Source organism: Streptomyces sp. NPDC040718 (genome assembly GCF_055593565.1).
In genome coordinates, this window is record NZ_JBVIXO010000001.1 from 168,460 (window position 1) to 189,063 (window position 20,604).

The 20,604-nt window shown below is 70.4% G+C and carries 16 protein-coding genes, 5 tRNA genes and 1 pseudogene; 7 read left to right on the forward strand and 15 right to left on the reverse strand.

Going from position 1 to position 20,604, the window contains the following annotated elements; translation table 11 throughout:
- Nucleotides 1-6 precede the first annotated feature (6 nt).
- Together ACZ597_RS00750 and ACZ597_RS00755 are read right to left on the reverse strand one after the other, a co-directional pair.
- A complete protein-coding gene (locus tag ACZ597_RS00750; protein WP_471323173.1) occupies nucleotides 7-1,017 on the reverse strand; it encodes an NAD(P)H-dependent glycerol-3-phosphate dehydrogenase in 1,011 nt (336 codons plus the stop codon).
- Nucleotides 1,014-1,766: a lysophospholipid acyltransferase family protein gene (locus tag ACZ597_RS00755; protein ID WP_471323175.1), complete on the reverse strand. Its 753-nt coding sequence runs from the start codon at nucleotides 1,764-1,766 to the stop codon at nucleotides 1,014-1,016. The genes ACZ597_RS00750 and ACZ597_RS00755 overlap by 4 nt, the downstream gene beginning before the upstream one ends.
- A 189-nt stretch (nucleotides 1,767-1,955) precedes the next feature.
- On the opposite strand from ACZ597_RS00755, the pseudogene cofC reads away from it, so the two are divergent.
- Nucleotides 1,956-2,594 (forward strand): annotated as a pseudogene (gene cofC / locus ACZ597_RS00760) (2-phospho-L-lactate guanylyltransferase); the annotation flags it as partial.
- Nucleotides 2,595-2,917: 323 nt separating this feature from the next.
- On the opposite strand, the gene ACZ597_RS00765 reads toward cofC, so the two are convergent.
- The 4 genes from ACZ597_RS00765 to leuC form a co-directional block, all read right to left on the reverse strand.
- Nucleotides 2,918-3,619 carry an HU family DNA-binding protein gene (locus ACZ597_RS00765; RefSeq protein WP_471323178.1) on the reverse strand — a complete coding sequence of 234 codons (702 nt, stop codon included), beginning with the start codon at nucleotides 3,617-3,619 and terminating at the stop codon, nucleotides 2,918-2,920.
- Between the two features lie 144 nt (nucleotides 3,620-3,763).
- Nucleotides 3,764-3,991, reverse strand: coding sequence for an SCO5555 family protein (locus tag ACZ597_RS00770; RefSeq protein WP_007266785.1), 228 nt, complete (start codon nucleotides 3,989-3,991; stop codon nucleotides 3,764-3,766).
- Between the two features lie 137 nt (nucleotides 3,992-4,128).
- Nucleotides 4,129-4,722 (reverse strand): 3-isopropylmalate dehydratase small subunit, encoded by a 594-nt coding sequence (gene leuD, locus ACZ597_RS00775; RefSeq protein ID WP_471323181.1) that lies wholly within the window; start codon nucleotides 4,720-4,722, stop codon nucleotides 4,129-4,131.
- A 3-nt stretch (nucleotides 4,723-4,725) separates the two neighbouring features.
- Entirely contained in the window at nucleotides 4,726-6,150 is a 1,425-nt protein-coding gene (gene leuC, locus ACZ597_RS00780; protein ID WP_471323184.1) for a 3-isopropylmalate dehydratase large subunit, read from the reverse strand.
- 186 nt (nucleotides 6,151-6,336) lie between these two features.
- Here leuC and ndgR point away from each other — a divergent pair, with 186 nt between their 5' ends.
- Nucleotides 6,337-7,053, forward strand: a complete 717-nt coding sequence (gene ndgR, locus ACZ597_RS00785; protein ID WP_007266782.1) for an IclR family transcriptional regulator NdgR — start codon at nucleotides 6,337-6,339, stop codon at nucleotides 7,051-7,053.
- A gap of 168 nt (nucleotides 7,054-7,221) precedes the next feature.
- On the opposite strand, the gene ACZ597_RS00790 is transcribed toward ndgR, so the two are convergent.
- The 9 genes from ACZ597_RS00790 to ACZ597_RS00830 all read right to left on the reverse strand — a co-directional run bounded on the left by ACZ597_RS00790 (nucleotide 7,222) and on the right by ACZ597_RS00830 (nucleotide 11,315).
- Nucleotides 7,222-7,294, reverse strand: a tRNA-Glu gene (locus ACZ597_RS00790).
- Nucleotides 7,295-7,315: 21 nt separating this feature from the next.
- Nucleotides 7,316-7,387: transfer RNA gene (locus tag ACZ597_RS00795), tRNA-Gln, on the reverse strand.
- Nucleotides 7,388-7,409: 22 nt separating this feature from the next.
- Nucleotides 7,410-7,485 (reverse strand) — tRNA-Glu (locus tag ACZ597_RS00800).
- A gap of 61 nt (nucleotides 7,486-7,546) precedes the next feature.
- Nucleotides 7,547-7,619 (reverse strand) — tRNA-Glu (locus ACZ597_RS00805).
- Between the two features lie 27 nt (nucleotides 7,620-7,646).
- Nucleotides 7,647-7,718, reverse strand: a tRNA-Gln gene (locus ACZ597_RS00810).
- Between the two features lie 87 nt (nucleotides 7,719-7,805).
- Nucleotides 7,806-8,534: an HAD family hydrolase gene (locus ACZ597_RS00815; protein WP_471323187.1), complete on the reverse strand. Its 729-nt coding sequence runs from the start codon at nucleotides 8,532-8,534 to the stop codon at nucleotides 7,806-7,808.
- A gap of 188 nt (nucleotides 8,535-8,722) precedes the next feature.
- Nucleotides 8,723-10,237 (reverse strand): glutamate--tRNA ligase, encoded by a 1,515-nt coding sequence (gene gltX, locus ACZ597_RS00820; RefSeq protein WP_471323190.1) that lies wholly within the window; start codon nucleotides 10,235-10,237, stop codon nucleotides 8,723-8,725.
- The gene (locus tag ACZ597_RS00825) at nucleotides 10,230-11,018 is read right to left on the reverse strand and encodes a fumarylacetoacetate hydrolase family protein (RefSeq protein WP_471323193.1); all 789 of its coding nucleotides are present in this window, start codon (nucleotides 11,016-11,018) and stop codon (nucleotides 10,230-10,232) included. The genes gltX and ACZ597_RS00825 overlap by 8 nt, the downstream gene beginning before the upstream one ends.
- Nucleotides 11,019-11,129: 111 nt before the next feature.
- Nucleotides 11,130-11,315, reverse strand: a complete 186-nt coding sequence (locus ACZ597_RS00830; protein ID WP_471323196.1) for a hypothetical protein — start codon at nucleotides 11,313-11,315, stop codon at nucleotides 11,130-11,132.
- Between the two features lie 581 nt (nucleotides 11,316-11,896).
- On the opposite strand from ACZ597_RS00830, the gene ACZ597_RS00835 reads away from it, so the two are divergent.
- The 5 genes from ACZ597_RS00835 (at nucleotide 11,897) to ACZ597_RS00855 (ending at nucleotide 20,599) form a co-directional block, all read left to right on the forward strand.
- Nucleotides 11,897-15,574: a sensor histidine kinase gene (locus tag ACZ597_RS00835; RefSeq protein ID WP_471323199.1), complete on the forward strand. Its 3,678-nt coding sequence runs from the start codon at nucleotides 11,897-11,899 to the stop codon at nucleotides 15,572-15,574.
- Nucleotides 15,575-15,583: 9 nt separating this feature from the next.
- Complete coding sequence (locus ACZ597_RS00840; protein ID WP_007266776.1) at nucleotides 15,584-15,997, forward strand: roadblock/LC7 domain-containing protein; 414 nt, start codon at nucleotides 15,584-15,586, stop codon at nucleotides 15,995-15,997.
- Between the two features lie 148 nt (nucleotides 15,998-16,145).
- A complete protein-coding gene (locus ACZ597_RS00845) occupies nucleotides 16,146-16,538 on the forward strand; it encodes a DUF742 domain-containing protein (RefSeq protein WP_007266775.1) in 393 nt (130 codons plus the stop codon).
- Complete coding sequence (locus ACZ597_RS00850; RefSeq protein WP_266573764.1) at nucleotides 16,519-17,103, forward strand: GTP-binding protein; 585 nt, start codon at nucleotides 16,519-16,521, stop codon at nucleotides 17,101-17,103. The genes ACZ597_RS00845 and ACZ597_RS00850 overlap by 20 nt, the downstream gene beginning before the upstream one ends.
- A gap of 292 nt (nucleotides 17,104-17,395) precedes the next feature.
- Nucleotides 17,396-20,599: a sensor histidine kinase gene (locus ACZ597_RS00855; protein WP_471323201.1), complete on the forward strand. Its 3,204-nt coding sequence runs from the start codon at nucleotides 17,396-17,398 to the stop codon at nucleotides 20,597-20,599.
- Nucleotides 20,600-20,604 lie beyond the last annotated feature (5 nt).

The window sequence follows — 20,604 nt, forward strand, 5'->3', positions numbered from 1 at the left end:
AAGGTGTCAGTGACGTTCCGGTTTGGCGCTGCGGCCCATCAGTTCCTTCAGCGCGACCAGCGGGGGCTTGCCGTGGTGCACGATCTCGACGACCGTGTCGGTGATCGGCATGTCCACTCCGTACCGGCGTGCCAGATCCGCCACGGACTGGCAGGACTTGACCCCTTCCGCGGTCTGGCTGGTGACCGCGATGGTCTCCTCCAGGGTCATCCCGCGGCCCAGGTTGGTGCCGAAGGTGTGGTTGCGGGAGAGCGGCGAGGAGCAGGTGGCGACGAGGTCTCCGAGGCCGGCGAGGCCGGAGAAGGTGAGCGGGTCGGCGCCCATCGCCAGGCCGAGGCGGGTCGCTTCGGCGAGGCCGCGGGTGATGAGCGAGCCCTTGGTGTTGTCGCCCAGGCCCATGCCGTCCGCGATGCCCACGGCCAGGCCGATGACGTTCTTGACGGCGCCGCCGAGCTCGCAGCCGATGACGTCGGTGCTGGTGTACGGGCGGAAGTACGGGGTGTGGCAGGCGGCCTGGAGGCGCTGGGCCACCGCCTCGTCCACGCAGGCGACTACGGAGGCGGCGGGCTGCCGGGCGACGATCTCGCGGGCCAGGTTGGGGCCGGTGACGACGGCGACGCGCTCGGCGGGGACCTTGGCCACCTCTTCGATGACCTCGCTCATCCGCTTGGCGGTGCCGAGTTCGATGCCCTTCATCAGGGAGACGAGGACGGCATCGGCGGGCAGCAGCGGGGCCCATTCGGCGAGGTTGGCGCGCAGGGTCTGGGAGGGGATGGCCAGGACCGCGAAGTCGGCGTCCCGGGCGGCCTCGGCCGCGTCGGTGGTGGCGCGGACGTTCGCGGGCAGTTCGACACCGGGGAAGTAGTCCGGGTTGGTCCGGCCGGTGTTGATGGCGTCGGCCAGCTCCTGGCGGCGGCCCCACAGGGTCACCTCGCAGCCGGCGTCGGCGAGGACGACGGCGAAGGCCGTGCCCCAGGAGCCGGTTCCGAAGACGGCTGCCTTCACGGGACGTGTCACTTCTTGCCCTCCCCCGCGGCCTTGCGCCGCTGTTCCGCCCTGGCCTTGCGGTGGTCGTACGGCTCGGCGGGCGCCTGCTGGCCCCGCAGCTCCTCCAGGAGCTTGGTGATGTCGGCCATGATGGCCTCGGTGGCGCCCTTGAGGACGTCGGGCGTGGGCTCGCGGTCGTAGTAGGCCGAGAGGTCCACGGGCGGTCCGGCGAGCACCTGGAGGGTCTTGCGCGGGAACAGCCGGACCTTGTTCTCCTTGGCGTAGGGCGGCATCGCGAGATTCGCGCCCCACTGGGCCACGGGAATGACGGGGGCCCTGGTCATCAGCGCCACGCGGGCGACGCCGGTCTTGCCGGCCATCGGCCACATCTCCGGGTCGCGGGTGAGGGTGCCTTCCGGGTAAAAGGCCACGCATTCACCGCGCTCGACGGCGTCCACGGCGGCCCGGAATGCGTCCAGGGCGTTGGTGGTCTCACGGTAGACGGGGATCTGTCCGGATCCGCGCAGGATCATGCCGACAAAAGGCACCTTGAAGAGGCCCGCCTTGGCGAGCAAACGCGGCACCCGGCCGGTGTTGTACTGGAAGTGCGCGTAGGAGAGCGGGTCCAGATACGAGTTGTGATTGACGGCGGTGATAAATCCACCGTCAGCCGGAATGTGATCCATTCCCCGCCAGTCCCGCTTGAAGAGCACTACCAGCGGCGGTTTTGCGATGACCGCCGCCAGGCGGTACCAGAAGCCGATTCTGCGGCGGGACACTCGGACACCTTCCTCTAGGACCGGTGCGCGGCTTGGGCACCTTGTGGGCCGGACAAGTGTCGCTGCGGGTCCGGCCTCTGTCGAGGACACCGTACGCCCCGCTCGCACCACGCTGCCCCCCTGCGGCCGATCGGGGGCGACAATGGGCCGAGTGATGACCGGGCCGTGACCTGCCGATGGGTCGGGCGGGTGCCGCAGCGCACCGGAGGGAAGGGGGCCGCCACGAACGCCGCATGGAGCCTGGTGGTTCCGCTGAAGCCCTTGGCGCTGGCCAAGAGCCGTCTCGCGGCGGCCGTGGGAGCGTCCCGGCCCGGCCTGGCACTGGCGTTCGCGCAGGACACGGTGGCGGGGGCGCTGGCCTGTGCCTCCGTCGCGGATGTGGTGGTCGTCACGGACGACGCCGTGGCGGGTGCGGAGCTGGCGCGGCTGGGGGCGCGGATCCTGCCGGACGCCCCCGGCGCGGGGCTCAACGCCGCGCTGGACCACGGGGCGCGGGCGGTGCGGGCGGGCCGGCCGGGGGCGGCGGTGGCCGCGATGAACGCCGACCTGCCGGCCCTGCGGGCGCCGGAATTGCTACGTGTGCTCGATATTGCGGGGCATTTTCCCCGGGCATTTCTGGCGGATGCGGCCGGAATCGGCACCACGCTGCTTTCCGCGGCTCCCGACGTGGAATTGGCACCTTCGTTCGGCGGCCCCTCCCGGGCCCGGCATTCGGCCTCGGGAGCGGTGGAAATAGCCCTCGCGGACGTGGAGAGCGTACGCCGGGACGTGGACACGGGAGCGGACCTGCGCACGGCCCTGGCCCTAGGGGTGGGGCGGCACACGGCCCGATACAGTTCCCGTATGCAGGCGACCGCGTACACGTACGACTCCCAGACCCGCAGCGGCAGTGTGCTGCTGGACGACGGCACCCCGGTGCCCTTCGAGACCGCGGCCTTCGACGCGGGCGGCCTGCGACTGCTGCGGCCCGGGCAGCGGGTCCGCATCGAGACGGACGGCGAGGGCCCGGCCCTGCGCATCACGCTGGTGACCCTGCAAACCTTCTGACCCCCGTGCCGGGCCTGCCAACAGGCCCGTGACCTGCGAAGGAACGCACCGCGGGCCGGCCTCCCCACCTGGGGAAGCCGGCCCGGCGTGTGTAACCCGTGCCCTTACTTCTTGCGGGCGGTGGTCTTCTTCGCGGTGGCCTTGCGCGTCGCCGTCTTCTTGGCGGGCGCCTTCGTCGCGGTGGCCTTCTTGGCCGCCGGGGCGGTCTTCTTCGCGGTGGCGGTGGTCTTCTTGGCCGCCGTCGCGGCCTTCTTGGCCGGAGCCGCCTTCTTGGCGGTGGCCGTGGCCTTCTTGGCGACCGCGCTCTTCGCCGCGGTCTTCTTGACGGTCGTCGCGGCCTTCTTGACGACGGCCTTCTTCGCCACGGTCTTCTTCGCGGCCGTGGTCTTGGCGGCCGTGGTCTTGGCGGCGGCCTTCTTCGCCGTGGTGGCCTTCTTCGCGGCGGCCTTCTTGACCGTGGCGGACGCGCCGCCGGTCAGGCTGCCCTTCGGGGCCTTCTTCACGGCGACCTCGTCGCCCTTGGGGAGCTTCTTGGTGCCGCTGACCAGGTCCTTGAAGCCCTGACCCGCGCGGAAGCGGGGGACGGAGGTCTTCTTGACCCGGACGCGCTCACCCGTCTGCGGGTTGCGGGCGTAGCGGGCCGGGCGGTCGACCTTCTCGAACGAGCCGAAGCCCGTGACCGAGACCCGGTCGCCCGCGACGACCGCGCGGACCATGGCGTCCAGTACCGCGTCGACGGCGTCCGCGGCCTGCTGGCGGCCGCCCAGCTTGTCGGCAATCGCTTCTACGAGCTGCGCCTTGTTCACGTCTTCCCCTTCGGAGACATCGCCAGAACGAATGTGTTCAAGCTTATTTCGCACGTTAGGCGGATATATACCGCAAATCAAACACGAAACGGGCTAATCACCCTAGTGCCGCAACGATGTAGGCCGTTACGGAGTTCCTTCGCATCAGTCGCCTTCAGGGAATCGACCCTCGTCGAGGTCCTTCATCAACCTGTCCAGGCGCCTTGCCGCGTCGGCGAGATCGTGCTTCGCCGCGGCAGTGACGACCAACAGCTTCCGGGACAGCGTCATCCGTACGCCCTCCGGGACTTGCAGTGCGCGCACCCTTGCGTGTGCTTCTTTCAACCGGTCCGCGACGAGCTCGTAGAGCTCGAGTTGACTGTCGCGTTCCATGCACAGATTGTGCCATCTGGGGCGAGTTGTCGCCTCACGGGGCCTCAACAAACGGCTGTGCCCCCCGCCGGAAGGCGGGGGGCACGGTGTTGCCGACGTGATCACCCAAGGGTGAATAAGCGCTGATCAGGCAGGAATCAGTGCTGAATGGTGCGCGGCTTGAAGGCCGGGCGGCCGCTTTCGTACGCGTCGATGTCGGCTTCGTTCTGAAGGGTGAGCGAGATGTCGTCCAGGCCCTCCAGCAGACGCCAGCGGGCGTTGTCGTCGAGCTCGAACTCCGCCTCGATCCCCTCGGCTCGGACCTTGCGGTCGACCAGGTCGACGGTGACCTCGGCGGTGGGGTCGGCCTCGGTGAGCTCCCACAGCCGGTCGACGGTCTCCTGCGGCAGGACGACGGTCAGCAGACCGTTCTTCAGCGAGTTGCCGCGGAAGATGTCGGCGAAGCGGGAGGAGATGACCGTCTTGAAGCCGAAGTTCTGCAGGGCCCAGACGGCGTGTTCGCGCGAGGAGCCGGTGCCGAAGTCGGGACCGGCGACCAGCACGGTCGCGCCGGCCCGCTCGGGGCGGTTGGTGACGAACTCCGGGTCCTTGCGCCAGGCCTCGAAGAGCCCGTCCTCGAACCCGTCACGGGTGATCTTCTTCAGCCAGTGGGCCGGGATGATCTGGTCGGTGTCGACGTTGCTGCGGCGCAGCGGAACGGCCCGGCCGGTGTGGGTGGTGAAGGCTTCCATGGTTCAGACTCCGGCGGTCGCGTCGGCGGCGGACAGGTCGGCGGGCGAGGCCAGATGGCCCAGCACCGCGGTGGCGGCGGCCACCTGCGGGGAGACCAGGTGGGTGCGCCCGCCCTTGCCCTGCCGGCCCTCGAAGTTGCGGTTGGAGGTGGACGCGGAACGCTCACCGGGGGCCAGTTGGTCGGGGTTCATGCCCAGGCACATCGAGCAGCCCGCGTGCCGCCATTCGGCGCCAGCCTCCTTGAAGACCTTGTCCAGGCCCTCTTCCACGGCCTGGAGGGCGACCCGGACCGAGCCCGGAACGACCAGCATCCGTACGCCGTCGGCGACTTTGCGGCCCTCGATGATGCCGGCGACGGCGCGCAGGTCCTCGATGCGGCCGTTGGTGCAGGAACCTACGAAGACGGTGTCGACCTTGATCTCGCGCAGCGGCTGCCCGGCCGTCAACCCCATGTACTCCAGGGCCTTTTCGGCGGCCAGGCGCTCCGAAGCGTCCTCGTACGAAGCCGGGTCGGGGACGTCGGCCGACAGCGGCGCGCCCTGGCCCGGGTTGGTGCCCCAGGTGACGAACGGGGACAGCGAGGATCCGTCGATGACGACCTCGGCGTCGAAGACCGCGTCCTCGTCGGTGCGCAGCGTCTTCCAGTAGGCGACCGCGGCGTCCCAGTCCCCGCCCTCGGGGGCGTGGTCGCGGCCCTCCAGGTAGTCGAAGGTGGTCTGGTCGGGGGCGATCATGCCCGCGCGGGCGCCGGCCTCGATCGACATGTTGCAGATGGTCATGCGGGCTTCCATCGAGAGCTTCTCGACGGCCTCGCCGCGGTATTCCAGGATGTAGCCCTGGCCGCCGCCGGTGCCGATCTTGGCGATGATCGCCAGGATCAGGTCCTTGGCGGTGACGCCCTCGGCAAGCTCGCCGGTGACCGTGATGGCCATCGTCTTCGGGCGGGCCAGCGGCAGCGTCTGGGTGGCCAGCACGTGCTCGACCTGGCTGGTGCCGATGCCGAAGGCCAGCGCGCCGAAGGCGCCGTGCGTGGACGTGTGCGAGTCGCCGCAGACGACGGTCGTGCCGGGCTGGGTCAGGCCCAGCTGGGGGCCCACGACGTGGACGACACCCTGCTCTACGTCACCCAGCGAGTGCAGGCGGACACCGAACTCGGCGCAGTTCTTGCGCAGCGTCTCCAGCTGGGCGCGGGAGACCGGGTCGGCGATCGGCTTGTCGATGTCGAGGGTGGGGGTGTTGTGGTCCTCGGTCGCGATGGTGAGGTCCAGACGGCGGACCTTGCGGCCGGCCTGGCGCAGGCCGTCGAAGGCCTGCGGGCTGGTCACCTCGTGCAGCAGGTGGAGATCAATGAAGAGGAGATCGGGCTCGCCCTCGGCGCGCCGGACGACGTGGTCGTCCCAGACCTTCTCCGCGAGTGTCCTACCCATCGCTTTCCCTCCGGCCGGCCGGTTGTGCCGGCGCTTATTTAGAGATCTGGTGCGCCTGCTCGCCCGCTACCCCACCCGCGGAACGACGGCTCGGACCCAGTGGTTCGTGGACCCGCACATACAGACTCGCTCGTTCTTGGAAAATTTGAACTTGCGTTTCACAGTGTGAGACGTGAATATCGTTTCATGGACAACTCTAGCGGCGTCGGCGTTCTCGACAAGGCAGCTCTGGTACTGAGCGCACTGGAGTCCGGTCCGGCCACCCTCGCCGGGCTGGTCGCGGCGACAGGGCTCGCACGACCCACGGCACATCGCCTGGCCGTGGCACTGGAACACCACCGGATGGTGGCGAGGGACATGCAGGGCCGGTTCATCCTCGGTCCGCGGCTGGCAGAGCTTGCCGCCGCGGCCGGCGAGGACCGCCTGCTGGCGACGGCCGGACCGGTGCTCACACACCTCCGTGACGTGACGGGCGAGAGCGCGCAGCTCTACCGCCGTCAGGGCGACATGCGTATCTGCGTGGCGGCCGCCGAGCGGCTGTCGGGCCTGCGGGACACCGTCCCGGTGGGCTCCACCCTGCCGATGAAGGCGGGCTCGGCCGCGCAGATCCTGATGGCCTGGGAGGAGCCCGAGCGGCTCCACCGCGGGCTGCAGGGCGCGCGCTTCACGGCCACGGCCCTGTCCGGCGTACGCCGCCGCGGCTGGGCCCAGTCGATCGGCGAGCGGGAGCCCGGCGTGGCGTCCGTCTCGGCGCCCGTACGGGGCCCGTCGAACCGCGTGGTGGCCTCCGTGTCGGTCTCCGGGCCGATCGAGCGCCTGACCCGCCACCCGGGGCGCATGCACGCCCAGGCCGTCATCGACGCGGCCGCCCGTCTGACGGAGGCCCTGCGCCGCTCCGGCTGAACCTGCCCTGCTTGACCAACCCCCGGGCCCGGGGGCGCGTACGACGCCGCACACGTCCGAACTCGCGCCTCCGGGCCCGTACTTGTACCCCGGCCCCGGCCGGCCGGGCGCGGTCCCGGAAACACGGGAGAGGCCCTCCGCGATGATCGCGGAGGGCCTCTCCTCTTGTACCCCCGACCGGATTCGAACCGGCGCTACCGCCTTGAGAGGGCGGCGTGCTAGGCCGCTACACAACGGGGGCTAGCTTTACTGCGGTACTGCGCTGGGCTACCAGGACTCGAACCTAGAATAAGGGAACCAGAAACCCTCGTGTTGCCAATTACACTATAGCCCAATGGTCTAGACCTGCCAGACCTTGGTACCCCCGACCGGATTCGAACCGGCGCTACCGCCTTGAGAGGGCGGCGTGCTAGGCCGCTACACAACGGGGGCCCTAGCGATCCTGCATCAAGATCTCCGGGAGCGACCCTGGAGATCCCGCGGGAAGGATCTGTACCCCCGACCGGATTCGAACCGGCGCTACCGCCTTGAGAGGGCGGCGTGCTAGGCCGCTACACAACGGGGGCAAAGCACTGCGTTACTACTGCACTGCGCTGGGCTACCAGGACTCGAACCTAGAATAAGGGAACCAGAAACCCTCGTGTTGCCAATTACACTATAGCCCACCGAACTTCAAGCCCCTGGGGGCCTTTCGTTTGGTTAGCGCCTGTGGTTTCCGGCCTTTCGGCCCGTTCCCCGGCGCAGAAAGAACATTACCGGATGCCTGACCGTGCTCCAAAACGGGTATCCGCGCCCAGCAGCTCGGGCAGCCGGGCGAGCCCCTCGATCCTGTGCACGCCGGCCGGACCGGGCCCCCTGCCGCCCTGCCGGTCGAGCCAGACGGCCGTCAGTCCGGCGTCCCGCGCGCCCCGCGCGTCGATCTCCGGCTGGTCCCCGACGTACGCGACCTGGCCCGGAGGCAGCGCCAGCGCCTCGCAGGCGGCCAGGAACGCGGCGGCGTCGGGCTTGCTCACCCCCAGCTCGGCGGCGCAGACCAGCACCTCGAAGCGGTCGCGCAGTCCGAGGTGGCGCAGCTTGGGGTCCTGGTTGGCGGCGGAGGAGTTGGAGAGCACCCCGTGCCGATGGGTGCCGGCGAGGGCGTCCAGGACGGGCAGGACGTCCGGGAAGAGCGCCCAGGCGGCCTTGTAGTGCTCGACGTAGCGGTCGAACCAGGCGTCGGCCTGCGGCGCCGTCATGGCGGGCCTGCCGAGGAAGTCCCGTACCCGGTCCTGCCGCTGGCCCTGGAAGGTGACCTCGCCGGCGGAGAAGCGGGCCCAGTTCAGCTCCGTGATCCTGCGCCAGAGGGCCAGGGCCTCGTGCGGGGACCCGTAGCTCTCCCCGAGCCCCTCGTCGCGCAGGTGGGCGGCCAGGCCGGCCGCATCGGCCCCCGTGTAGTCGAACAGGGTGTCGTCGATGTCCCACAGCACTGCGCGGATCGGCATACGGGCGAGCCTACGCCGCCGGCGGGTCCCGTGCGGGGCCGTCGGCGAAGTCCGCGTAGGGCGCGTCACGGTGCGGCCGGAGCCGTGGCGGCCGTGGCGGGTGTGGCCGTTCTCACCGCGCCCTCGGAGCCCGGAACGCCGTAGGGGCGGCAGCCGGGTCGGCTGCCGCCCCTACGGGGTGGTGCGGGTCAGGCGGAGAGCTTCGCCAGGGTCGCGTCGATGCGCGCGAGCGAGCGCTCCTTGCCCAGGATCTCCAGGGACTCGAAGAGCGGCAGGCCGACGGTACGGCCGGTGACGGCCACGCGGACCGGGGCCTGGGCCTTGCCGAGCTTGAGGCCGTGGGCCTCGCCGGCCGTCAGGACGGCCTGCTTGAGGGACTCGGGGTCCGACCAGTCGGCGGCGGAGAGGTTCTCCCGCGCCGTCGCCAGCAGGGCCGCGGGCTCGCCCTTCATGGCCTTGTCCCAGGACGCCTGGTCCTCGACGGGCTCCTTCAGGAAGAGGAAGTCCACGTTCGCGGTGATGTCCGAGAGGACGGTCACCCGGGTCTGGGCGTGCGGCGCGATGCGCGCCCAGGCCTCGGCGTCGAAGTCCTCGGGCGCCCAGTTGGCGTGGGGGGCACGCAGCCACGGCTCGCAGGCGTCCGCGAAGGCCTTGGGGTCCATCCGGCGGATGTGGTCGGCGTTGATCGCCTCGGCCTTCTTGAGGTCGAAGCGGGCCGGGTTGGCGTTGACGCCGTCGATGTCGAACTTCGCCACCATCTCCTCGATCGAGAAGATGTCCTGGTCCTTGGAGAAGGACCAGCCGAGGAGCGAGAGGTAGTTCAGCAGGCCCTCGGGCAGGAAGCCGCGCTCGCGGTAGAGGTTGAGCGAGGACTCGGGGTCGCGCTTGGAGAGCTTCTTGTTGCCCTCGCCCATCACGTACGGCAGGTGGCCGAACTGCGGGGTGGCCTTGGCGACGCCCAGCTCGGTCAGCGCCTTGTAGAGGGCGATCTGGCGGGGGGTGGAGGACAGCAGGTCCTCGCCGCGCAGGACGTGCGTGATCTCCATCAGCGCGTCGTCGACCGGGTTGACGAGCGTGTAGAGCGGGGCGCCGTTCGCGCGGACGATGCCGAAGTCCGGCACGTTCTCCGGGGTGAAGGAGAGCTCGCCGCGGACCAGGTCCGTGAAGGTGATGGTCTCGTCGGGCATCCGGAAGCGGACGATCGATGTGCGGCCCTCGGCCTCGTACGCGCTCTTCTGCTCGGCGGTGAGGTCGCGGCAGTGGCCGTCGTAGCCGGAGGGCTTGCCGGCCGCGCGGGCGGCGTCGCGGCGCGCGTCGAGCTCCTCGGTGGTGCAGTAGCAGTGGTAGGCGTAGCCGCCGTCCTGGAGCTTCTGCGCGACGTCCTTGTAGATGTCCATGCGCTGGGACTGGCGGTACGGGGCGTGCGGGCCGCCGATCTCGGGGCCCTCGTCCCAGGTGAAGCCGAGCCACTTCAGCGAGTCGAGGAGCTGCTCGTACGACTCCTCGGAGTCGCGCGCCGCGTCGGTGTCCTCGATGCGGAAGACGAACGTGCCGCCGTGGTGGCGGGCGAACGCCCAGTTGAAGAGGGCGGTCCGGACCAGGCCCACGTGGGGGTTGCCGGTCGGGGAGGGACAGAAACGTACGCGCGGGGGTACCCCCTGTTCGAGCGGAGTCGAGAGCTTGGGGGAGTTCGCGTTAGCCACGCTTGATCACCTTGTTGGTGAGAGTGCCGATGCCTTCGATGGTGACGGCGACCTCGTCGCCGACGTTGAGGGGGCCGACTCCGGCCGGGGTCCCCGTGAGGATGACGTCGCCCGGGAGCAGCGTCATGGCCTCGCTGATGTGCACGACCAGGTCCTCGACGGAGCGGACCATGTCGCTGGTGCGGCCGAGCTGGCGCTGTTCGCCGTTGACGGTGCACTGGATGGTCAGGTCGGCCGGGTCCAGGTCGGTCTCGATCCAGGGGCCGAGGGGGCAGGCGCTGTCGAAGCCCTTGGCCCGGGCCCACTGCTTCTCGCGCTGCTGGACGTCGCGGGCGGTGACGTCGTTGGCGCAGGTGTAGCCGAGGATCACGTCCTTCACGCGCTCCTTCGGGACCTCGCGGCACATACGGCCGATGACCACGGCGAGCTCCGCCTCGTGGTGCACGTCCTGGGAGAAGGAGGGGTAGACGATCGGGTCGCCCGGGCCGACCACGGAGGTGGAGGGCTTGAAGAAGGTGATCGGCGCGTCCGGAACCTGGTTGCCCAGCTCCGCCGCGTGCTCCGCGTAGTTGCGGCCGACGGCCACGACCTTGTTCGGGAGCACGGGCGGCAGCAGCCGGACCTTGCTCAGCGGGACCTTCGTGCCGGAGAGCTCGAAGTCCGCGAACGGAATGCCCTTGATGATGTCGAGGACGAGCTCACCTTCGGCGCCGGGGGCAGTGCTGCCCTCGACCGCGCCGAACGCGACATTGCCGTCGATCGAGAACCTGGCGATGCGCACGTGTTGCGTCTGCCCCTCTGTATTTCCGCTGGCTGGAGTCTGCGGACTCCAGGCTAACGCGGTGGGCGGCGGCGCTTCACGCTCCTTTACGGCGCCACTACTGCGGAGGGACTACTGTCCCGCGGCGACCGGCGCGTCCATGAGGACGGTGCGGCGGGGGTTCGCGGTCTGGGTCGGCAGCTCGACGGAGTGCTCCGGGGTGGCCGGCGCCGCCTGCAGGTCCTCGGCGTCCTTCAGGTGCGCAAGGGTGGTGCGGCGGGGGTTGGCTATGTTGCGGAACATCATCGTCGTCTTCATCGGAGTCTCGGGCCCTCGGGTCGCTTCGTGGGATGAGGGTTGTCTGGTGCGCCGGATGTGGCGCCAACCCTTTAACAGGCAAGGCTAAACATCCGAATCCCCGTCTGAACCGGTAAGTAATGACCACAGTCGTGTGAGTTTGCTCACCAGCGACCGGGCAATACGGGCATAACAGGCGGTCAATTCGGCCCGTCGAAACGGACATTGCGCCACTGAATGCGCCATTCCGCTCCTGATCATCTCGACTGGGACACCTTGCCAGAGGGGAGCTTTGGTTGACGTAAGTCCGTTTCCTCCCCATAGTGCCTCCACATCGCGTAGCCCCGCTGTCACAAGCCGTGACGGGCCCGCCAGGGCGGCACGCGCACCTTGTTGGAGATCCCCCACTGTGCTGGAATTCGCGGGACCGCCGCGGGTATCAGCCGGCGCGCAGGTGGCGCAAGAGAGCGCCGCGCGCGGCGGGAACGGAGAGGGAGACGCGCCGGTCACCGACGACCACCACCGGGCCGTCAGTGCCCCACGACTCGACACCGTTCCGCCGTTCACCCGGCGGGGCGCCTGGTCCAGAGGTTGCGACGCTAGTGCAGGGACGATTCAAGAGGGATGGCAGCGCTGCGGCGGAGCAGGAGCCGCGCGGCGGGATCGACCGTGGCTCCTCACCCCAGCACGCCCAGAACCGCGGGCCCGCTGTCGAAGGAGCCGCTCCCGACACCTCCTCGGTGAAGGCGAAGGGCCGCGGCAGGTCCGGCAAGGCCGGGAAGCCCGGCAAGGCCGTCAAGCCGGGCAGGGCCAAGGGCAAGGCCGAGTCGCCCGCCACCGAAGAGGCGATACCGAAGGCCCCCAGCGGGCCCGGTTCCCGTCTCGCCATGCAGAACTGGCGCATCAGCACGCGACTCGTGTCGCTGCTGACCCTGCCCGTCGTCGCCGCCACCTCGCTCGGTGGCTTCCGCATCAACGACTCGCTCGAGGACATCCAGCAGCTCGAGCACATGCAGCTGCTGACCGTGATGACCCGCCAGGCGACCAGCCTCGCCGCCATGCTCCAGGAGGAGCGGGACAAGTCGGCCGGTCCGATGTCGCTCACCAAGGACGGCAAGGCCAACAGCCTCGTCGAGGGTGTCCGCGATCAGACCGACGCCGCCGCCAAGGCCTTCGCCGCCGCGACCGACAAGGTCGACAACGCGGAGGACAAGGACGAGACCCTCAAGTCGATCCGCAACAACATCCTCCAGATCGGCCGCCAGCTCACCGGCATCGAGGACATCCGCAAGAAGGCGTACCAGAACGGCGCCCAGCAGACCGTCACCGAGTACAACGCGCTGATCGTCTCGCTGCTCTCGCTCTCGCAGGACATGGCACAGGCCACCTCGAACCCCGAGATGATCAAGCGCACCCGCGCCCTGGCGGCCTTCTCCTCCGCCAAGGAGTACGCGTCCATCCAGCGCGCGATCATCGCCGCCTCGCTCCCCGAGAGCGGCGACAAGCAGGGCAAGCTGGAGGAGAACGACCGCCTCTACGCCCTCTCCGCGCTCCGCGGTGAGAGCCAGGCGAAGAAGACCTTCGAGCTCGTCTACCAGGGCAAGCCCGAGGAGCTCCTCAGCTCCCTCGGCGACGGCAACTCCGAGATCGGCAGCGCCGACCACTACGCCCGCCGCGTGCTGAGCACCCAGGGACAGTTCGTCAAGGAGAAGAACCGCTCCTGGATGGACTGGTACGACGCCGACGACACCAAGCTCCGCGCGATGCAGCAGATCGAGCTCTCGCTGCTGGAGGACATGGAGCAGAAGGCCCGCGAGCTCAAGAACGAGTCGCAGCAGGACGCCATCATCAACGGTGCCCTGATCCTCCTCGTCCTCGGTGTCTCGCTCATCGGCGCCTTCGTCATGGCCCGGTCCATGATCCGCTCGCTGCGCCGCCTGCAGGACACCGCGACGCGCGTCGCCCAGGACCGTCTGCCCGAGCTCGTCAAGCAGCTCTCCGAGTCGGACCCGCAGGACGTGGACACCTCCGTGGAGTCCGTCGGCCTGCACACCCGCGACGAGATCGGCCAGGTGGCCGCGGCCTTCGACGACGTGCACCGCGAGGCCGTCCGCCTCGCCGCCGAGCAGGCCCTCCTCCGGGGCAACGTCAACGCGATGTTCACCAACCTCTCGCGCCGCTCCCAGGGCCTCATCCAGCGTCAGCTGTCGCTCATCTCCGAACTGGAGTCGCGCGAGGCCGACCCGGACCAGCTCTCCTCGCTCTTCAAGCTCGACCACCTCGCGACCCGCATGCGCCGTAACGGCGAAAACCTCCTCGTCCTCGCGGGCGAGGAGCCGGGCCGCCGGTGGACCCGCCCCGTCCCGCTTGTCGACGTGCTCCGCGCCGCCGCGTCCGAGGTGGAGCAGTACGAGCGCATCGAGCTGGCGGCGGTGCCCGGCACCGATGTCGCCGGCCGCGTCGTCAACGACCTCGTGCACCTCCTCGCCGAGCTGCTGGAGAACGCCACCTCGTTCTCCTCCCCGCAGACCAAGGTCAAGGTCACCGGTCACGCGCTGCCCGACGGCCGCGTGCTCGTCGAGATCCACGACACCGGCATCGGCCTCTCCCCCGAGGACCTCGCCGCGATCAACGAGCGGCTCGCCTCGCCGCCCACCGTGGACGTCTCGGTGTCCCGTCGAATGGGTCTGTTCGTGGTCGGCCGCCTGTCCCTGCGACACGGCATCCGCATCCAGCTGCGCCCCTCCGACTCGGGCGGTACGACGGCCCTCGTCATGCTTCCGGTGGACGTCGCCCAGGGCGGCAAGAAGCCGGGTCCGATGCCGGGCCAGGGTGGTCAGGGCGGTCCCGGCGGCGCGCCGGGCGGTCCCGGCGGTCCGGGTGCCCCCGGCGGCCAGCAGGCCTCCGTGCCCACTGCGGGCGCACGTCCCCCCGTGGGCGCCGGCCCGCAGCGCGGCCAGGTCGCCGGCGGCGGCCAGCGCGCCGCCCTGCCGGGACGCGACGGCGGACCCGGCCAGCAGCGCCCGCAGGGCCCGCAGGGCCAGGGCCCCCGTCCGCAGGGCGGTCCCTCCGCCGCGACGGGCCAGTCGCAGGGCCAGGGCGCCTTCGGCGGCGGTGCTCCGCTGCCGGCCCGCGGCCAGACCGGCGCTCCGCAGGGGCGGCCGGCGGGCGGTCCCGGCGGTCCCGGCGGCTTCCCGCAGCAGGGCGGCGCCCAGGGCGGCTTCCCGCAGCAGGGCAACGGCTTCGAGCGGCCGCAGCAGCAGGGCCAGGCCCCGCAGCAGCAGCCCCAGCAGGGCCGGCCCCAGCAGCAGCCCGGTGCCCCCGTCAAGCGCAGGCGGCCGCAGCTGCCGGCGCGCGACGGCGGCGCCGCGCGTCCGGAGCTTCCGGGCGCCGGCGGTCCGGCGGCTCCGGCCCCGGCCCCGGCCCCGGCCCCGCAGGGCACCAGCTGGGGTGCCGCCGCCCAGGGCGGCCACGAGGTCCCGCGCGGCCACGACGAGCTGTCGGGCCCCGGCTCCACGGCCGAGTTCGCCCGTCCCGACTTCAACGCGCCGTACCCGCAGGGCGGCGGCACCGGCCAGTTCGAGCGGCCGCAGCCGGCGGGCCCGCTGGACCCGTCCTCCACCGGCCAGTTCGCCCGCCCGGGCGGCCCCGGTGTCGGCGGCTACGGTGAGCAGCAGGCACAGCAGCCCGGCGGTTACGCCCCCGCTCCGGCCCAGCGCGCCGAGGCCCCGGGCCTCCCGCAGGCGTACCAGCCGGAGGCCCTGCCGCCGGCTCCGGCACAGTCGCTGGAGTCGAACTGGTCCCACCAGGGCGGGCAGCAGCCCGCCGGGCAGGTAGCCCAGCAGCCGTACCAGCCCCAGCAGGCGGCCCCGGTCGCGCCCGCTCCCCAGCAGCGCCCGCAGCAGCCGCTGCCGCAGCGCGGCCAGGAGCTCGCGGCCGAGCCCGCCGCGGCGGTGACCGGCAGCAGCCCCACCGTCAGCTGGAAGTCGTCCCCGAACGACGAGCTGATGCGGCAGGCCGAGCGCGTGCGCCAGCCCGCCGCCGGCGGGATCACCACCTCGGGTCTGCCCCGCCGGGTGCCGCGTGCGAACCTCGTGGCGGGTACCGCGCAGCAGCAGTCGGACACCCAGGCCGGCCCGCAGGTGTCGCGTGCTCCGGACGACGTCCGCGGCCGTCTCACCAACCTCCGTCGCGGTATCCAGCAGGGCCGCCAGGCCGGCACCACCGGCCCCGCGACCGGCAGTTACCACATCGACCCCACTTACCAGCAGGAGCGATAGTTGAGTTCGATGAGCCAGGCGGCACAGAACCTGAACTGGTTGATCACCAACTTCGTGGACAACACCCCCGGGGTGTCCCACACGGTGGTGGTCTCCGCCGACGGACTCCTTCTGGCGATGTCCGAAGGATTCCCCCGTGACCGCGCCGATCAGCTGGCGGCCGTGGCCTCCGGCCTGACCTCGCTGACCGCCGGGGCCTCCCGGATCTTCGAGGGCGGCGCCGTCAACCAGACCGTCGTGGAGATGGACCGCGGGTTCCTCTTCCTCATGTCCGTCTCCGACGGATCCTCGCTGGCCGTCCTGGCGCACCCCGAGTGCGACATCGGCCTCGTCGGCTACGAGATGGCCCTCCTCGTTGACCGCGCCGGCAACGTCCTCACCCCGGACCTGCGCGCGGAGCTCCAGGGAAGCCTGCTCATCTGACACCCCCCTCTCCGGCCGGACGGTACTTCCGGCCGGGGAACCGGGTCCGCACACCCGGAATCCAGTACCCCCGACAGGCCGTCATGTCCCCCCACCGGCCGCCCTGTCAGACGGCACGCTGACCACTGCTGTCCAGCCCGGAGGATCAATGACCCCGCCCCCCGCCTACCCCGACGCGTACGGAGATTCGTACTCGGAAGGCGATCAGCCGCTCGTCCGCCCGTACGCGATGACCGGCGGCCGGACCCGTCCGCGCTACCAGCTCGCCATCGAGGCGCTGGTCAGCACGACGGCCGACCCGATGCACCTGTCCGGCCTGCTGCCGGAGCACCAGCGCATCTGCACCCTGTGCCGCGAGGTGAAGTCGGTCGCGGAGGTCTCCGCGCTGCTCTCGATGCCGCTCGGCGTCGCCCGCATCCTCGTCGCCGACCTGGCGGAAGCCGGCATGGTGGCCATCCACCAGCCGGGCAATGGAGAGGCCGGCGGAACGCCGGATGTAACGCTGCTCGAGAGGGTTCTCAGTGGACTTCGCAAGCTCTGACGGTGGGGCGGCTCCTCGCTCCACCACCTCCGCGAAGATCGTGGTGGCGGGCGGCTTCGGCGTGGGCAAGACCACGTTCGTCGGCGCGGTCTCCGAGATCAATCCGCTGAGAACCGAGGCCGTGATGACGTCCGCGAGCGCGGGCATCGACGACCTCACGCACACCGGTGACAAGACGACCACCACGGTCGCCATGGACTTCGGCCGCATCACCCTGGACCAGGACCTGATCCTGTACCTCTTCGGTACCCCCGGACAGGACCGCTTCTGGTTCATGTGGGACGACCTCGTACGCGGCGCCATCGGCGCGATCGTGCTGGTCGACACGCGGCGCCTGGCGGACTGCTTCCCGGCGGTGGACTACTTCGAGAACAGCGGCCTGCCGTTCGTCGTGGCCCTCAACGGCTTCGAGGGACACCAGCCGTACACGCCGGAGGAGGTCCGCGAGGCCCTCCAGATCGGCCCCGACGCCCCCATCATCACCACCGACGCCCGCCACCGCGCGGACGCCAAGAGCGCACTCATCACGCTCGTCGAGCACGCCCTGATGGCCCGGCTCAAGTAGCACGCATTACAAGGCAATGCGCCGGGGCGGGCTGTGTTCTCGAACACGGCCCGCCCCTCGCGTTCATAACGTTTCGACAGTGAATTGCCGTCTGCCGGACACTGCGTGCGTTCGGGTGGTGCCGCTGTGCGCACAACGGGCCCTATTTTTGGCGCAGCTCGCTCTTTATGTCCGTTTTATGTGGGGCGTAAGGTTCTGGGAATGGCCGGATTCAACTGTTTGGAACACGGCGCTTAACCGTGCTGGAATTCAACGAACCAGCTAGTAGCACCGCCGAGAGGTTGTTGGTCGAGTGAGGCGAAGCAACTCGAGCCCCGCGGATGAACCCGCGCGAGGCAACTTCACCCCGCCGCCGCGCGCGGCCATGTCGCCCGTCGACGTGCCCGTGGAACCAACCACGAGCAGCGGAAGCACCAGCAAGCTCTCCCCCCGCAACTGGCGGGTGGCCACCAAGCTGAACGCCATCCTCATGGTCCCCGTCCTCGTCGGACTGGTCATGGGCGGCTTCCAGGTGAAGGGCTCGGTCGACAGCTGGAACGAGGCCAAGGACGCCGAGAAGACCGCCCGGATCGTCCAGGCCGCGGCCGAATACGGCCAGGCCCTCCTCAACGAGCGCGACCTCACCGCCGAGCCCCTCCTCAAGGGCGACCGCAACAACGAGGCGGTGACGAAGGCCTACGCGGCCACGGACGCGGCCAAGGCCAAGTTCGCCAAGGCCGTGAAGGACCTCCCGTCCAAGCAGGGCCTGGAGCGCCGCCTCGAACTCTTCCGCCAGGAGGAGCCGAAGCTGGAGCAGGTCCGCAAGACGGCCTACGCCGTCCCGGAGACCCAGAAGAAGAACCTCCCCGCCTCGGCCGGCCCCATCCCGACCGAAGAGGGGTACGTGCTGGTCCAGCACTACCTCATGCAGTTCTCCAACGAACTGGGCCTGGGCACCGGAAACGTCACCAGCTACGGCCGCATGGTCTACGCGGTCGAGCTGGCCAAGGCCGCGAACTCGCTCCAGCGCTCCGTCGGCACGCACCTGCTGGTGCGTCCGAACGAGAACGAGGAAGTCCGCAAGGCCCAGCTCGTCGCCTTCTCCTCCTACGCCTACCTCGAAGAGATCGCCATCGGCGAGTACGTCGCCGCCGGCACCGACGAGGACACCAACAGGCTCAAGGAGGTCATGGGCAAGAAGTCCCAGGAGGGCGCCGCCAAGCTCGCCCAGGCCAAGCAGGCCGCCGAGCAGGCCGGCACCGTCTTCAAGGCTCCGCCCGTGGTGAACGGCTCCGCCCTCACCGGCATGACCGAGGCGATAGCCGGGGGCGAGAAGCCCGCCAAGCTCGCCCTCAACGGCACCACCGCCCCCGCCTGGCAGGCCGCCGCCACCGCCAAGTTCGACGGTTACGCCGAGATCGAGAAGGACCTCCTCGACAAGGCCGTCAAGGACGCCGTCGCGGTCTCCGACAAGTCGCGCGGCGACGCCATCCTGACCGGCGCCATCGTGGTCGTGGCCCTGCTGGCCGCCTTCATCCTGGCCGCGATGATGGCCCGCCAGATGAGCCGCTCGATGCGCCGTCTGCGCAGCTCGGCCTTCGACATCGCCGAGCAGCGCCTGCCCGCGCTCGTCGACCAGCTCTCGCGCACCGACCCGGGCAAGGTCGACACCCGCGTGGAGCCGATCCCGATCACCTCCCGTGACGAGATCGGCGAGGTCGCCCGCGCCTTCGACCAGGTCCACCGGGAAGCGGTCCGGCTCGCTGCCGAGCAGGCGCTCCTGCGAGGGAACGTCAACGCGATCTTCACCAACCTCTCCATGCGCAACCAGTCGCTGATCGAGGGCCAGCTGACCCTCATCACCGACCTGGAGAACAACGAGGCCGACCCGGACCAGCTGGAGAACCTCTTCCGCCTGGACCACCTGGCCACCCGTATGCGCCGCAACGGCGAGAACCTCCTCATCCTCGCGGGTGAGAACCCGGGCCGCCGCTGGGACCAGCCGGTGCCCCTCGTCGACGTGCTGCGCGCCGCCTCCTCCGAGGTGGAGCAGTACGAGCGCATCGAGCTCTCGGGCGTCTCCGAGGCCGAGATCCACGGCCAGGCCGTGACCGACCTCGTGCACCTGCTCGCCGAGCTCCTGGAGAACGCCACCACGTTCTCCTCCCCGCAGACCAAGGTCCGCGTCACCGCCACGCGTCTGCCCGACGGCCGCGTGATGGTCGAGATCCACGACAAGGGCATCGGCCTCACCGCCGAGGACTTCGCGGACATCAACCACAAGCTGGCCAACCCGCCGACCGTGGACGCCGCGATCTCGCAGCGCATGGGTCTGTTCGTGGTCGGCCGGCTGGCGGACCGCCACAGCATCCGCGTCCAGCTGCGCCCCTCGGGCGAGGCGGCCGGCACCACCTCGCTGGTCATGCTCCCCGACGCCATCACCCACGGTGGCGGTGGCGAGGGCATCCCGGACGACGACTTCACCGTCTCCTCGATCATTCCGCAGCAGAAGGCCCAGCAGGCCGCCCCGCTGCGGACGGCCGCCGAGCTCGGCTTCGACGACTCCGCCTACGACGCCCCCGGCGCCCAGGGCGGCGACGCGAAGCCCGCGGACCCGCTCGGCCGGTCGCTGGGCCGCGAGGAGCGCCGGGCCGCGCTGGAGGCGCAGCTCAACTTCCCGCAGTCGCAGGACCAGGAGCAGTACCCCGGTCCCGAGGCGCAGGAGTATCCGGAACCGCAGCCGGAGCACGGGTACCAGGAGTACCAGGGCTACGACCAGCAGTCCGCGCAGGGCTACGAGGCTCCGTACGACTCCCCGCAGCAGCAGGGGGCCTACGAGGCGTACCCGGAGCAGGGCTACGCGTATCCGGAGTCCGGCTACCAGGACGGGCAGCAGCCCGCCCAGGCGTACGACGGTGGCTACGAGGACGGGTCCCAGCAGGCCGAGTGGCCCGGGCAGAACACCTACCCGGGCTCCTACCAGCAGGATTACGGGACCGATTCGGAATCCCCCTCCGCTCCCGAACCGGCCTTGGACCGCGTAGGCTTCGACCGTCCGGGCGCCGCTGCCGACGCCGGTCACCAGTTGACCGGGGCGGGCCTGCCGCGACGCGGCAGCCAGCAGCAGTGGCAGCCGGCGCAGCAGGAAGCGGAGTCCGCCGGATCCCTCTTCGAGCAGCGGCCGCAGCGTCAGCAGCAGCCCGCCGAACCGAAGCAGGAGCCGGAGGAGGGAACTTCCGGCGCGGGCTGGCGCTCGACGAACGACGAGCGCTGGCAGCAGGCCGGCAAGCTCCGTGAGCCGAAGGCCGGCGGGGTCACCTCGTCCGGTCTCCCTCGGCGCGTGCCCAAGGCCAACCTGGTCGAGGGCGCTGCGGAGACGACCCCGCAGGGAGGCCCCCAGGTCTCCCGTGCCCCGGAGGACGTCCGTGGCAGGTTGAGCAACCTGCGACGCGGTGTCCAGCAGGGACGCAGCGCGGGTTCCGAGCAGTCAAGTAACAGCTATGACCAGGAGCGTTAGTGTGA

Bases quoted from the DNA above. Each gene is read 5' to 3' on its own strand.
- ndgR (WP_007266782.1), top strand. From the start codon at position 6,337: ATGGACAACTCTAGCGGCGTCGGCGTTCTCGACAAGGCAGCTCTGGTA.
- ACZ597_RS00845 (WP_007266775.1), top strand. From the start codon at position 16,146: ATGACCCCGCCCCCCGCCTACCCCGACGCGTACGGAGATTCGTACTCG.
- ACZ597_RS00815 (WP_471323187.1), bottom strand. From the start codon at position 8,534: ATGCCGATCCGCGCAGTGCTGTGGGACATCGACGACACCCTGTTCGAC.
- ACZ597_RS00830 (WP_471323196.1), bottom strand. From the start codon at position 11,315: ATGAAGACGACGATGATGTTCCGCAACATAGCCAACCCCCGCCGCACC.
- leuD (WP_471323181.1), bottom strand. From the start codon at position 4,722: ATGGAAGCCTTCACCACCCACACCGGCCGGGCCGTTCCGCTGCGCCGC.
- ACZ597_RS00770 (WP_007266785.1), bottom strand. From the start codon at position 3,991: ATGGAACGCGACAGTCAACTCGAGCTCTACGAGCTCGTCGCGGACCGG.
- ACZ597_RS00840 (WP_007266776.1), top strand. From the start codon at position 15,584: ATGAGCCAGGCGGCACAGAACCTGAACTGGTTGATCACCAACTTCGTG.
- leuC (WP_471323184.1), bottom strand. From the start codon at position 6,150: ATGGGTAGGACACTCGCGGAGAAGGTCTGGGACGACCACGTCGTCCGG.